The organism is Actinomadura sp. 7K534 (assembly GCF_004348575.1).
GTDB lineage: Bacteria > Actinomycetota > Actinomycetes > Streptosporangiales > Streptosporangiaceae > Spirillospora > Spirillospora livida.
The window spans coordinates 1-13,224 of the sequence record NZ_SMKB01000201.1; the positions used below are offsets into that span (position 1 = coordinate 1).

The window sequence follows — 13,224 nt, forward strand, 5'->3', positions numbered from 1 at the left end:
GGCGGCAGCTGCCCCACGAAGTCGCTGGGCTGCGCCGGGGCCGGCGTCGGCGCGACGGCCGGGATGGCGGTCGAGCCCGGCGTGGTGGGCCGCGGCGCGTCGGCCGGCGGCGGGCCGGGGGCCGGCATGGAGAACTGCCGGGAGTGGTCGGGCGCGGGCTCCGCCGGGGACGCGGAGGGCGACGGGTAGTGCTGGTCGATCCGCGTCTGGTCGGTGATCGTGGCCTCGATGTGGATCCGCCGCGTGAGCTGCACCAGGCTGATCGCGGTGGGGCGCTCGGCGGGGTGGCGCGCCATCGCCGAGCGCAGCACGGGCAGCAGCGCGTCGGGCACGCCGTCGAGGTCCGGCGCGCCCTGCATGATCTTGTAGAAGATCGACTCGAACGTCCCGGAGCCGAACGGGGGGCGGCCCGTCGCGGCGTAGGCGAGCGTGCCCGCCCAGGCGTGCACGTCCGACGGCGGGCCCGCGTCCTCGCCCTCGATGATCTCGGGGGCCAGGTAACCGGGCGTGCCGATCACCATCCCGGTGGCGGTCAGCCGGGTCGCGTCGGCGGCCTGCGCGATGCCGAAGTCGATCACGACGGGCTCGCTGTCCACGAGCATCACGTTGCCGGGCTTCAGGTCGCGGTGGACGATCCCGGCGCCGTGGATCGCCGAGAGCGCCGAGGCCAGCCCCACGGCGAGCCGCTGGAGCGCCGGCCCGTACACGGGCCCGGACTCCTCGACGACCTCCTCAAGCGTCTGGCCTGGGACGTACTGCGTCACGATGTAGGGTCGCTCGGCCGTCACGTCGGCGTCGAGGATCTCGGCGACGTGCGGGCTGTGCACCCGGCGCATCGAGTCGACCTCGCGGGCCAGCCTGCGGCGCGCCGTGGCGTCCCCCGCGACGGCGGGGCGCAGCACCTTGATGGCCACGTTGCGGCCTTCGGAGTCGGCGCCGAGGTAGACGACGCCCATGCCCCCTTCGCCGAGGGTGTCCAGCACGCGGTAGTGGCCGATTCGCTCCCCGGACGTGACGGCTCCCTTCATCGTTTCCGAAACCCTACTCTCGCCGATCCGGACGAGAAGATCTAATCGGCATCATGCGGCCGCCGTCCCGTCACCGGTGCCGCCGCCGTCCGCGAGCGCGCCCGCGAGCCTGCGGGCGGTCGGCCGGCGGGACGGGTCGCGCACGAGCGCGGACCGCAGCGGCCCGGCCAGCCGCTCGGGGACGCCGTCGAGGTCGGCCTGGCCGCGCAGGATGCGGAAGCACACCCCGTGCAGCGACCCGCGGCCGAACGGCGGCCGCCCCGTCGCGGCGCAGGCGACGGTCGCCGCCCACGAGAACACGTCCGACGCGGTGGTGGCGCGCTCCCCCTCGATCAGCTCCGGGGCCAGGAAGGCGGGCGTCCCGACGACCATCCCGCGCCGGGTGATCTGCTCGGCGCCGGCCTCGTGCGCGATGCCGAAGTCGATGAGCGTCGGGCGGTCGCCCATCACGATCACGTTGCCGGGCGAGACGTCCCGGTGCAGCACGCCCGCGTCGTGGACGTCGCCCAGCGCGAGCGCCAGCCGCCGCGCGAACCGGACGAGCCGGTCGGGCCGCAGCGGGCCGTACGCCGCGATCAGGTCGTTCAGCGGGCAGCCCGGCACGTACTGCATCGCCACGTGCGGGCGCGCGGCGCCGACCTCCCCGTCCAGGAGCCGGGCCACGTACTCGCTGCGGACCCGTGCCTGCGCCGACATCTCCCGGGCCAGGCGGAAGATCGCCTCCGGTTCCCCCGCCAGCTCCGGGAGCAGCTCCTTCACCGCGACCTCGCGGCCGCGGGGGTCCATGGCCAGGTGCACCACCGCGGTGCTCCCCCGGCCGATCTCGGCCAGCAACCGATACTCACCCAGCCGCCGCTGCGTCCCCATATCCGGTTGGACGCGGAGAACACCGTCCGCGTTCCGGACAAAACGGACTGAACGGCGTTCGAGCCGGCCGAGCGGTCAGCTCGGACGGGGCGTGATCACTGCTTGCGGGCCGCCTGGCGGGCTCGGCGCTCCTCGCGGCGGGTCTCGAACTTCGTGGCGGACGCGTCGAGTTGGTCCAGGAACTCGACGAGTTCCTCGCGGGCCTTCTCACCGTCGCCGGAGAGGTCGGTGCGGTCGAAGACGTTCCACTTGCGCAGGACCGGGACGAGGACGTCGTCGTGGTGCAGGCGCAGGTCGTAGATCCCGGCGTTGGCGATGATGACGGACTTGCGCATGAAGCCGTCGATGCTGTGGCCGGGCATGTGGAACGTGGTGACGACGTCGGTGATCGCCCGCATGGTCTCGTTCGGGGCGGCCTCCAGCGCGGCGGCCATCAGGTTCCGGTAGAAGATCATGTGGAGGTTCTCGTCGGCGGCGATGCGGGCCATCATCTGCTCGCAGACGGGGTCGCCCGAAGCCCTGCCGGTGTTGCGGTGCGACACGCGGGTGGCGAGTTCCTGGAAGGACACGTACGCCGTCCCGTGCAGGAACGAGTCGCCGTGGTCGGCCTCGTAGCCCGCCTCCATGTGGTGCATGCGGGCGCGCTCCAGCGCGATGGGGTCGACCGCGCGGGTGACGGTGAGGTAGTCGCGCAGGGCGATGCCGTGGCGGTTCTCCTCGGCGGTCCACCGGTTGACCCAGGTGCCCCAGGCGCCCTCGCGGCCGTACACGGTGGCGATCGCGCGGTGGTAGCCGGGGAGGTTGTCCTCGGTGAGCAGGTTGACGATGAGCGACTCGCGCGCCTCGACGCTCAGCTTGGACTGCTCCAGCGACCACGGCTCGCCGTCGAGCGGGCCGTCGAAGTCGCGGCCCTCGGACCAGGGGACGTACTGGTGCGGGAACCATTCCTTGGCCATCGACAGGTGCCGGTTGAGCTCCGTCTCGACCACCGGTTCGAGGTCGTGCAGGAGGCCGGTCTGGAACTTGTCTTCGGGGGTCACGGACATGCGGTTCCTTCGCTGGACGATGTGTATTGCCGGACGGTGCCGCCGCACCCGCGACATGAGGAGGGCGGCCCGGCGGGCCGTACCTAACCTACGTAAGCGTAGGTTTCGATGGTCGCCACTGAGCGTCACCCGCGTCAAGTAAGCCCCGCGACAATCCGCCCGCGGCGAGTTTGTAGGTCCGAGCAAAAGCGGCGTGACCTGCGTCACCACCGGGTCACCTCGTGTCGGCGGCCTGCTGCCACATGCGGTTCACGGCGGCCCTGAGCAGCGGCCTGGGCACGAGCTTGAGGGCGGGGAACGCCGCCTTGTACTGCATGCCGGGGATGCACAGCGCGCGTCCGGCCGAGACGGCGTCCAGACCGGCCCGCGCGACGTCGTCGCGGCGCAGCCACAGGAGGTTCGAGGGGACGTCGTCCTCCGTGCGCGTGAAACCGGGGCACAGCGCCGTCACGTGGACGCCCTTGGCGGCGACCTCGGAGTGCAGGCTCTCGGAGAAGGCCGCCACGTACGCCTTGGTCGCCCCGTACGTCGCGCTGCCGGGCGACGGGGCGAACCCCGCCATCGACGCGACGTTCAGCACCCCGCCCCGGCCGCGCTCGATCATGCCCGGCAGGACGGCGTGGGTGAGCCGGACGAGCGCGTTCACGTTCAGCTCGACCTGCGCCAGATGGTTGTCCAGCGGCAGTTCCGCGAACGGCCCGAAGGCGCCGTAGCCCGCGTTGTTGACCAGCAGCTCGACCGGGTCGGCCCGCAGCCGCGCCTCGACCTCGCCGCGCTGCGCGGGGTCGGTGAGGTCGGCCGCGACCACCTCCACGGCGACCCGGTACCGCTCGACGAGCTCGCGGGCCAGGCCGTCCAGCAGGTCGGCCCGGCGCGCCACGATCACCAGGTCGGTGCCGCGGCCGGCCAGGAGGCGGGCGAAGCTCTCGCCGATGCCGCTGGACGCGCCCGTGACGAGCGCGGTTCGGTACGCGTGTCGCATGGCGGCAGATGCTATCGGCCGATCTCGACGCCCCAGGCAGGCACGGCCAAAAACACACGTAACGTTTCATACCGCCGACGGCGCGCGGGCGGTCAGCGGCCGGTGAACCGGGCCTTGCCGGGGCCCTCCTCCATGAAGCTCTTCATGCCGTTCGCCTGGTCCTCGGTGGCGAACAGGGCGGCGAACTGGGTCCGCTCGATCTCCAGCCCGGTGTCGAGGTCGACCTCGAGCCCCGCGTCGATGGCCTCCTTGGCGGCGCGCAGCGCGATTGCGGGCCCGCCGACGAACGTCGCCGCCCACTCCCTGGCGGCCCGGTACACGTCGGCGTCCGGGACGACCCGGTCCACCAGGCCGATCGCGAGGGCCTCGTCCGCCTTGACGTGCCGCCCGGAGAAGATCAGGTCCTTGGCCTTGGACGGGCCGATCAGCCGGGACAGCCGCTGGGTGCCGCCCGCGCCGGGGATGATGCCGAGCTGGATCTCCGGCTGCCCCACCTTCGCGCCCTCGCCCGCGACCCGGAAGTCGGCCGTCAGCGCCAGCTCCAGGCCGCCGCCGAGCGCGTACCCGGTGATCGCGGCGATGACGGGCTTCGGGATCCCGGCGAGCGCCTTGGCGAAGTCCTGCAGCAGCCGCGAGTGGCCCGCCGACATCTGCGCGTACGACATCGGCGCCATCTCCTTGATGTCGGCGCCGGCCGCGAACACCTTCTCCCCGCCGTACAGGACGACCGCGCCGACGGCCTCGTCCTGCGTGACCTCGCGGGCCGCGTCGATCAGCTCCCGCTGCATCTGGGCGTTCAGGGCGTTCATCTTCGGACGGTCCAGCCTGATCGTCGCGATCCCGTCCTCGACCTCGACCCGTACGAACTCGCCCACGGCGATCCTCCTGCTGCGTTTCGGCGGTGAACGGCTTCGAGCCTAACCAGCCGGGGTGACGGGCGGCACCGGAGTCGCGGCTGTGCTGCGCCGGGACGTCAGAGGCCCCTGGTAGCTTCGGTGACCATGCTCGTCGCCCACGCCACCTGGCAGGGCGGTGCGCTGTGCCTCTGGGCCGAGCGCACCGGCCCGTACGAGCCCGGGCCCGGCACGCACCCGTTCGCCACCTGCGACTTCTCCGGCACGTCGTACGAGCCGCTCGTGCGGGGCGCGTTCCGTGTCGAGCTGCCCCTGACGCTGCCGACCGTGTCACCGCCGGACGGGGGCGGCCACCTGCTGCCCTCCGCGGAGCTGCGGCCGGAGCCGGTGCGGGACGAGCCGGTGCGGGACGAGCCGGTGCGGGACGAGCCGGAGCTGCGTCCGTGGACGGTCCCGGCGCTCGTCCTGGAGCCGTTCGCCGCGATGGCGCTGCTCCAAGCCGCCGAGGACGCGGCCGACGTCGTCCCCGGCGGCGACCTCCGGTTCCTGTGCCTGCTCGCGGACGAGGCCGTCCATCTCGCGGAGCGCGGCCACGTCCTGCCCGCGCTGCTGCGCGAGGACGGCGACCTGGTGGCCCGCTGGCGCCCGGTGGTCGATGACCCGGCGCGGTTCCGGGCGCTGGCCCGCGCGATGCCCGCCGCGTGCCGCGCCGCCGACGGCGGCCGCCCCGCCGGGGAGGTGCTGCGCGAGGCCCTGTCGGGGCTGGTCGACACCGCCGTGCGGGGCGTGGTGCCGCATCCGCTGCTGGTGTCCCGCCGCAAGGTCCCGGACCGGCTGCCGCTCGCCGAACGCTGGGTGGCGGCGCTGACCGGCCCGTCGCCGCTGGTCGCCCGCGAGCCGCGCGACGACCCCGGCGACCTGATCGCCGAGCTGGACGCGTGGGCCGCCGCCGCGCGCCGCCCGTCCGGCCCCCTGCGGGTGTGCTTCCGCCTCGCCGAACCGGGCGCGGAGGAGTTCGGCGCGGAGGAGTTCGGCGCGGGGGAGTTCGGCGCGGGGGAGTTCGGCGCGGGGGAGTTCGAAACGCAGGACGCGGCCGAACGGGACGACGACTCCTGGCGGGTCGAGTTCGCCCTCCAGGGCACCGACGACCCCAGCCTGTACGTGCCCGCCGCGATGGTGTGGGCGGGCGAGGCGACCTCGGTTCCGGACGCCGAGGAGACGCTCCTCGCCGGCCTCGGCCGCGCGCTCCGCCTGTTCCCCGACATCGCGCCGGCCCTGGACGGCCCCGCACCCGGCGAACTCCTCCTCGACACCGCCGGCGCGTTCCGCTTCCTCCGCCGGGCCGCGCCGATGCTCGCCGCCGCCGGTTTCGGCGTCCTGCTCCCCCAGTGGGCGGGCAAGGCGAAGCTCGGCATGCGGCTCACCACCGGCACGGAGGATCCGGAGGCGTCGGCGGGCGCCGCCGGCCCGTCGGGCTTCGACCTCAAGGCGATGGTCGGCTTCCGCTGGGACCTCGCCATCGGCGACGACAGCATCGACGAGGCCGAGCTGGAGGAACTGGCCCGGCTGAAGACGCCCCTCGTCCGGCTGCGCGGCCAGTGGGTCGAGCTGGACGAACGGCAGCTGGAGGCGGCCCTCGACTTCCTCCGCCACCCCCGCCGCGGCCGGATGACCGCGGCCGAGGCGATCCGCGCGATCGTCCACGCGGGCGACGACGCCCTCCCCCTCACCGGCGTCGAAGCCGCCGGCCCCCTCGGCGACCTCCTCTCCGGCGAGGCCGACCGCCGTCTCACCCCGATGCGCACGCCCGACGAGCTGGACGCCGACCTGCGCCCCTACCAGCAGCGCGGCCTCTCCTGGCTGGCGTTCATGAACGGTCTGGGGCTGGGCGCCCTGCTCGCGGACGACATGGGACTGGGGAAAACGATCTCCGTGCTGTCGCTGCTCGTCCACGAGCGGGAGGACGGCTCCCGCCCCGCCCCCACGCTGGCGATCCTGCCGATGTCCCTGGTGGGGAACTGGGAGCGGGAGGCGGCGCGGTTCGCGCCCAAGTTGCGGGTGTACGTCCATCATGGGACGGGGCGGTACCGCGGGGAGGAGCTCGGTGAGGCCGTCGCCGGGGCCGACCTCGTCCTGACGACCTACGGGACCGCGACGCGGGACGCGGAGACGCTCGCCGGGTTCGAGTGGGAGCGGGTGGTCTGCGACGAGGCGCAGGCGCTCAAGAACAGCGGGACCCGGCAGGCCAGGGCGGTGCGAAGCATCCCGGCCCGCACCCGGATCGCGCTGACCGGCACCCCGGTCGAGAACCACTTGACCGAGCTGTGGTCGATCATGGAGTTCGCCAACCCGGGGCTGCTCGGGCCGCGCGCCGAGTTCCGGCGGCGGTTCGCGATCCCGATCGAGCGGGAGGGCGACGAGCAGGCCGCGGCGGCGCTGAAGCGGGCGACGCAGCCGTTCGTCCTGCGCCGCCTCAAGACCGACAGGTCGATCATCTCGGACCTGCCGGACAAGCAGGAGATCAAGGTCTACTGCAACCTCACCACCGAGCAGGCGTCCCTCTACCGGGCGACCGTGGACGACATGCTCCGGCAGATCGCCGAGGCCGACGAGACGCAGCGGCGCGGGCTGGTGCTGGCGACGATGGCCAAGCTCAAGCAGGTGTGCAACCACCCGGCGCAGCTGCTCAAGGACGGCTCGCGCCTCCCCGGCCGCTCCGGCAAGCTCGAACGGCTGGAGGAGATCTGCGCGGAGGTCCTGGCGCAGGGCGAGAAGGCGCTCGTCTTCACCCAGTACGCCGAATTCGGCTCGATGCTCCAGCCCTACCTGGCGGCCCGGCTCGAACGGCCCGTGCTGTGGCTGCACGGCGGGACGTCCAAGCAGGCGCGGGACGATCTCGTCCAACGGTTCCAGGGCGACGCCGAGCCCGCGGTCTTCCTGCTGTCGCTCAAGGCCGCCGGGACGGGCCTGACGCTGACCGCCGCCAACCACGTCGTGCACATCGACCGCTGGTGGAACCCCGCCGTCGAGGACCAGGCCACCGACCGCGCGTTCCGCATCGGGCAGACCCGCAACGTCCAGGTCCGCAAGTTCATCTGCGTCGGGACGATGGAGGAGCGCGTCGACGAGATGATCGAGCGCAAGAAGGCCCTCGCCGAGTCGATCGTCGGCACCGGCGAGGAGTGGCTCACGGAGCTGTCGGTCGCGGAGCTGCGCGACGTCCTGCGGCTGTCCCCCGAGGCGGTGAGCGACTGATGGCCGAGGGCGTCAAGGCGCGCAACAAACGCGGTTCGATCGGCGCGCAGTGGTGGTCGCGCCGCTTCATCGACCTGCTCGAGTCGTTCGCCGACACCGGGCGGCTGTCCCGCGGCCGGACGTACGCGCGCAAGGGCCGGGTGTCCGACCTGAGGGTCGCGCCGCACGAGGTGACGGCGAAGGTGCAGGGATCGGCGCCCGAGCCGTACGAGGTGGCGCTCGGCATCGACGCGATCGGCGAGACGGACTGGCGGGCCGTCGAGAAGGAGCTGGCGTCGCGCGCGGTGTTCCGCGCCCGCCTGCTGGCCGGCGAGATGCCGCCGGAGATCGAGTGGGTCTTCGCCGAACTGGGCCTCGCCCTCTTCCCCGGGGCGGCGTCCGACCTGCACCTCATGTGCGACTGCCCCGACTGGGGCGATCCGTGCAAGCACGCGGCGGCCGTCCTGTACCTGCTGGCCGAGGCGTTCGACGACGACCCGTTCCTCATCCTGCAGTGGAACGGCCGGGGCCGGGAGCAGCTCCTGGCGGCGCTGCGGCGCGGCGCCGAGACCGGACCCGACCCCCTTGACCTGGAGGACGAGCCGCTCACGGCCGCCGGGTTCTGGGCGCCGCCGTCCGGCCTGGCCCGGCTCCGCGAGCGCCCGGCCGCGCCTCCCGTCCCGCCGGGTTTCGTGCTCCAGCTGGCCCCTCCCCCGCCGGTGAAGATCCGCCGCCGCGCGCTGACCGACGTCCTCGCCCCGGTCTACGAGGCCCTCGCAGGCCAGGACAGCGCCGGCCAGGACAGCGCAGGCTAAGACAGCGCCGGCCAGGACGGCGGCGACCCGCGCGGCTGAGCGCGGTCCGGCCGTCGCCCGGCTCCGGGCGGGGATGAGCATCGAGAGTCGGCCCGCTCGTCTCGATACCAAGCCACCGGACTTGCAGGTCTGCGATGAGATGTAGTACTTATACTACAGGACGTTGTAGGAGTAGTTCGGATGATCGCAGTTCACTTACCGGCAGGAGGTGCCCGTGGACGAGACTCCGCTGCGACGCGAGGTTCGCGGACCCGCGACCGCGGCGCGCGGAACGCGCCCTGACCGCCGGCCGCGGAGGCGATGCCGGTGAAGGCGGGGAGCAGGGCCGGCAAGGAGAACGCCGACAAGGAGAACGTGCACAACCGGATCGCGGTGCTGAGGGCCGAGCGGGGCGTCTCGCGCCGCGAGCTGGCGACGGCGCTGGGGGTCCACTACCAGACGATCGGCTACCTGGAGCGGGGCGAGTACAGCCCGAGCCTGCATCTCGCGCTGCGCATCGCCGGGTTCTTCGAGGTGCCGGTCGAGGTCGTGTTCTCGCTGGAGCCGTTCCCCCGGCTGGGGAGCACGTGATGGGAAGCCGAGACAGGAGGGCGCACGGCTTGAGGACACGCTGGACGGAAGCCCAGAAGGAGGCCACGGAGAAGGACCTCCTGCCCTCCTGGCACGCGACACGGGAACGCCGGCGCGTGCTCGCCGGAGCGGGAGGGGCGGCCATCGCCATGGTGTGGGCCGGGACGGTCGTCTCGTGGAACCTCGCCCCGAGCGACACCGCGATGTACTGGACGATCGGCCTGCTCGTCCTCGCGGTGCTGGTCGCGCTGCCGGTGATCACCGTGCTGAACGCCGCCACCCGGGGGACGGTGTCGCTGGCGGAGCGGGACCTCGACGAGCGGCAGGTCGCCGAACGGCTCCGCGCCCACGCGGTCGCGCACCGGGCGATGCTGGTGCTGCTCGCCGTGGTCGTCGTCGCGGTCCTCAGCGTCCCGGGCGACCGCGGCACGTTCATCCCCATGGCGGCGATCGTCATGGGGGTGGTGTCGCTGTTCCTCACGCACCTGCTGATGCCGGTGCTCGTCGCCGGGTGGCGGCAGCCCGACCCGCCGCCCGACGAGCCGCCTTACGACGAGGAGACCGCCTAGCGGAGGTCGCCGTTGGTCATGCCCTGCGGGGCGGGCGGCAGGGCCACGAGGCCCATCTCCGCCCGTCCGGACAGCAGCGGATGGCTCGGCACGACGCGGACGCTGTACCCGAACGCGCCGCTGCGCTCCAGCGGGACCTCCCCGACGTAGCGGACCCGGCCGTCCTCGGCCGGCTCCGCGTGCCGCAGCTCCAGGTGGGCCGGGCCGACCAGCGCGTCGGAGTCGTCCACCCGGCCGTAGACGGCCTCCACGGCGACGTCGTCCGGGTCGAGGCCGCCGAGGTCGACGACGACGCGCACCGCCAGCCGCGCACCGACCTGCGGGCTCTCCTCCCCGCTGGACTCCACGTGCTCGACGGCGACGCGCGGCCACGCCTCCCGGACCCGCCGCTTCCACGCCGCGAGCGCCCGCGCGCCCGCGAACTTGTCGGCGACCATGGCGCGCTCGGACGCCGCCGCCGGGGCGTACAGCTCCTCGACGTAGTCGCGCAGCATCCGGGTCGCCAGCACCTTCGGGCCGAGGGTCGCGATGGTGTGCTTGACCATCTCCAGCCAGCGGCGCGGCAGCCCGGCCGAGTCCCGGTCGTAGAACGTGACCGAGACGTGGTCCTCGATCAGCTCGTACAGCGCGGCGGCCTCCAGCTCGTCCCGCCGGTCGGGCGCGGCGAGGCCGTCGGCGGACGGGATCGCCCAGCCGTTCTGGCCGTCGTACCACTCGTCCCACCAGCCGTCCCGGATCGACAGGTTCAGCCCGCCGTTCAGCGCGGCCTTCATCCCGGACGTGCCGCACGCCTCCAGCGGGCGCAGCGGATTGTTCATCCACACGTCGCAGCCCTGCACCATGAGCTGCCCGAGCGCCATGTCGTAGTCGGGCAGGAACACGATCCGGTGCCGGACGTCCTCGGACCCGGCGAACCGGACGATCTCCTGGATGAGCCGCTTGCCGCCCTCGTCGGCCGGGTGCGCCTTCCCGGCGATGACGATCTGCACGGGGCGGTCCGGGTCGACCAGGATGGAGCGGAGCCGGTCCGGGTCGCTCATCATCAGCGTCAGCCGCTTGTAGGACGGGACGCGCCGCGCGAACCCGATCGTCAGCACGTCCGGGTCGAGGGCGTCGTCGATCCAGGAGGTCTCGGCCTCGCTCGCGCCGCGCTGCCGCCACGACTCGCGCAGCCGGCGCCGCGCGTCCGCGACGAGCCGGCGCCGCAGCAGTCCCCGCATCCGCCAGATCTCGGCCTCGGAGACGTTCCGCACGCCCTCCCAGCCGCGGCCGCTCTCCATCACCGACGGCAGTTCCCGGGCGGTGAACTCCAGCACCTCGCGGGCGACCCACGTCCCGGCGTGCACGCCGTTGGTGATCGAGCCGACGGGGACCTCGGCGGTGTCGAACCCGCCCCACAGGCCGCCGAACATCTCCCGGCTGACCTGCCCGTGCAGCCTGCTGACGCCGTTGACGCGCTGCGCCAGCCGCATCCCCATCACGGCCATGTTGAACACCGTGCGGTCGCCGCCGGGGTAGTCCTCGGCGCCGAGGGCGAGGACCCGCTCGACGGGGACGTGCTCGGTCTCGTTCCCGCCGCCGAAGTACCGGCTGATCAGCTCCCGCGGGAACCGGTCGATGCCGGCGGGGACGGGCGTGTGCGTGGTGAACACCGTGCCCGCCCGGGCGGCCTCCAGGGCCTCGTCGAACGTCAGGCCGTCCTCCGACACCAGTTCGCGGATGCGCTCCAGGCCGAGGAACCCGGCGTGCCCCTCGTTGGTGTGGAACACCTCGGGCGCGGGGTACCCGGTGATGCGGCAGTACGCGCGGATGGCCCGCACGCCGCCGATGCCGAGCAGCATCTCCTGCAGGAGCCGGTGGTCGCCGCCGCCCCCGTACAGCCGGTCGGTGACGTCGCGCGCCGGCTGCTCGTTCTCCTCGACGTCGGAGTCGAGGAGGAGCTGCGGGACGCGGCCGACCTGCGCGACCCACACCTGCGCCTGCAGTCCGCGGCCGTGGGGCCCGCCCACGTGGCCGCGGCCCGCGGGGAGGCCGATGGTGATGCGGACCGGTGTCCCGTCCCGCTCGCGGAGCAGGGTGAGCGGCAGCCCGTTCGGGTCGATCGGCGGGTAGCGCTCCAGCTGCCAGCCGTCCGGCGACAGCGACTGCGAGAAGTACCCGTGCCGGTACAGCAGCCCCACCCCGAGGATCGGGACGCCGAGGTCGCTCGCCGTCTTCAGGTGGTCCCCCGCGAGGATGCCGAGGCCGCCGGAGTACTGCGGCAGCGCGGCGGTGATGCCGTACTCGGGTGAGAAGTAGGCGATGCAGGACGGAGCGTCGCCGGCGGGAAGGGCGTCCGCGCGCGACTGGTACCAGCGCGGAGCCGTCAGGTACTCGCGCAGGTCCTCGGCGGTGTCCTGCAGGCGGCGCAGGAAGCGCCGGTCCTCCGCGAGCCGCTCCAGCCGCTCCGGCGCGACCTCGCCGAGCAGCCTGACCGGGTCGTGGTGGACGGCCTGCCACAGCGCCGGGTCCACGGCGCGGAACAGGTCGAGCGTCTCGTGGTGCCAGGACCAGCGCAGGTTCAGGACGAGCTCCTCGAGCTGCCGGAGCGGCTCGGGAAGGACGGTGCGAACCGTGAAACGTCGGATTGCCTTCACACAACGCCACGCTATGCGCTGCGTCCCGATGGTGCGATAGCCGGGAAGGGGAGGCCCCCCCGAACCGACCGTCTCCAGAGACGCTCTTGAACTCCGGAATGCCCCGGGCCGCAAAGGCTTTCCATACGGGTTGAGCTCGCGGATCACACGTCCCGGGCGGCCCTTACCCACGGTGGCCGGGGGGCCGCGCAAAGTTATCGGAAACTACATGACGGTAGGCGCCTGATCGCGGGCATGGGACGTTTTGGAAATTCCGCGCGGGTAGGGGTGGGCCTATGCACGTCGAGTCCGGAACGTCCAACGCTCCCGGCATTCCGAGGCTTGGGCGCATCCCCATCCTCGATGTGGCTCCGGTGGTGGGTTGCGGCCGGTGGCCGGCCAAGGCGGTGGTGGGTGAGACGGTCGAGGTGTCGGCGACGGTGTTCCGCGAGGGGCACGAGATGCTGGGCGCGGCGGTGGTGCTGCGGACGCCGGAGGGCGAGGAGCTGCCCGGTCAGCGGATGGCCGAGGTCGGTGAGGGGCTGGACCGGTGGTCGGCGGAGGTGACGCCGACGCGGGTGGGGTCGTGGTCGTTCCGGGTGGAGGCGTGGGGCGATCCGATCGCGCACTGGTGGCACGACGCC

General features: G+C 73.2%; 11 protein-coding genes. 5 read left to right on the forward strand and 6 right to left on the reverse strand.

Annotated features, from left to right (window positions below; genetic code table 11):
• The 5 genes from E1266_RS28735 to E1266_RS28755 all read right to left on the reverse strand — a co-directional run.
• The coding region (locus tag E1266_RS28735; RefSeq protein WP_132052323.1) for a serine/threonine-protein kinase at nucleotides 1–1,028 on the reverse strand (1,028 nt) is incomplete at its 3' end.
• A gap of 51 nt (nucleotides 1,029–1,079) precedes the next feature.
• Nucleotides 1,080–1,862: a serine/threonine-protein kinase gene (locus E1266_RS28740; RefSeq protein ID WP_165966245.1), complete on the reverse strand. Its 783-nt coding sequence runs from the start codon at nucleotides 1,860–1,862 to the stop codon at nucleotides 1,080–1,082.
• Between the two features lie 128 nt (nucleotides 1,863–1,990).
• The gene (locus E1266_RS28745) at nucleotides 1,991–2,941 is read right to left on the reverse strand and encodes an acyl-ACP desaturase (RefSeq protein ID WP_132052327.1); all 951 of its coding nucleotides are present in this window, start codon (nucleotides 2,939–2,941) and stop codon (nucleotides 1,991–1,993) included.
• A 214-nt stretch (nucleotides 2,942–3,155) separates the two neighbouring features.
• Nucleotides 3,156–3,923 (reverse strand): SDR family oxidoreductase, encoded by a 768-nt coding sequence (locus E1266_RS28750; protein ID WP_132052329.1) that lies wholly within the window; start codon nucleotides 3,921–3,923, stop codon nucleotides 3,156–3,158.
• Nucleotides 3,924–4,015: 92 nt separating this feature from the next.
• The gene (locus E1266_RS28755) at nucleotides 4,016–4,798 is read right to left on the reverse strand and encodes an enoyl-CoA hydratase-related protein (protein WP_132052331.1); all 783 of its coding nucleotides are present in this window, start codon (nucleotides 4,796–4,798) and stop codon (nucleotides 4,016–4,018) included.
• 126 nt (nucleotides 4,799–4,924) lie between these two features.
• Here E1266_RS28755 and E1266_RS28760 point away from each other — a divergent pair, with 126 nt between their 5' ends.
• From E1266_RS28760 to E1266_RS28775, 4 genes are all read left to right on the forward strand, one after another.
• Nucleotides 4,925–8,032, forward strand: a complete 3,108-nt coding sequence (locus E1266_RS28760; protein WP_132052343.1) for a DEAD/DEAH box helicase — start codon at nucleotides 4,925–4,927, stop codon at nucleotides 8,030–8,032.
• Nucleotides 8,032–8,826 carry an SWIM zinc finger family protein gene (locus tag E1266_RS28765; protein WP_132052333.1) on the forward strand — a complete coding sequence of 265 codons (795 nt, stop codon included), beginning with the start codon at nucleotides 8,032–8,034 and terminating at the stop codon, nucleotides 8,824–8,826. Before E1266_RS28760 ends, E1266_RS28765 begins: the two co-directional genes overlap by 1 nt.
• A 300-nt stretch (nucleotides 8,827–9,126) precedes the next feature.
• Nucleotides 9,127–9,396, forward strand: coding sequence for a helix-turn-helix transcriptional regulator (locus E1266_RS28770; protein WP_132052335.1), 270 nt, complete (start codon nucleotides 9,127–9,129; stop codon nucleotides 9,394–9,396).
• 29 nt (nucleotides 9,397–9,425) lie between these two features.
• Complete coding sequence (locus E1266_RS28775; protein ID WP_132052337.1) at nucleotides 9,426–9,965, forward strand: hypothetical protein; 540 nt, start codon at nucleotides 9,426–9,428, stop codon at nucleotides 9,963–9,965.
• On the opposite strand, the gene glgP is transcribed toward E1266_RS28775, so the two are convergent.
• A complete protein-coding gene (gene glgP / locus E1266_RS28780) occupies nucleotides 9,962–12,601 on the reverse strand; it encodes an alpha-glucan family phosphorylase (protein WP_132052339.1) in 2,640 nt (879 codons plus the stop codon). The two genes, E1266_RS28775 and glgP, sit on opposite strands and share 4 nt — an antisense overlap.
• A gap of 275 nt (nucleotides 12,602–12,876) precedes the next feature.
• On the opposite strand from glgP, the gene E1266_RS28785 reads away from it, so the two are divergent.
• Nucleotides 12,877–13,224 (forward strand): maltotransferase domain-containing protein (locus E1266_RS28785; protein ID WP_132052341.1); only part of this gene is annotated, 348 nt, incomplete at its 3' end.

Bases quoted from the DNA above. Each gene is read 5' to 3' on its own strand.
- E1266_RS28745 (WP_132052327.1), bottom strand. From the start codon at position 2,941: ATGTCCGTGACCCCCGAAGACAAGTTCCAGACCGGCCTCCTGCACGAC.
- E1266_RS28750 (WP_132052329.1), bottom strand. From the start codon at position 3,923: ATGCGACACGCGTACCGAACCGCGCTCGTCACGGGCGCGTCCAGCGGC.
- E1266_RS28760 (WP_132052343.1), top strand. From the start codon at position 4,925: ATGCTCGTCGCCCACGCCACCTGGCAGGGCGGTGCGCTGTGCCTCTGG.
- E1266_RS28765 (WP_132052333.1), top strand. From the start codon at position 8,032: ATGGCCGAGGGCGTCAAGGCGCGCAACAAACGCGGTTCGATCGGCGCG.
- E1266_RS28770 (WP_132052335.1), top strand. From the start codon at position 9,127: ATGCCGGTGAAGGCGGGGAGCAGGGCCGGCAAGGAGAACGCCGACAAG.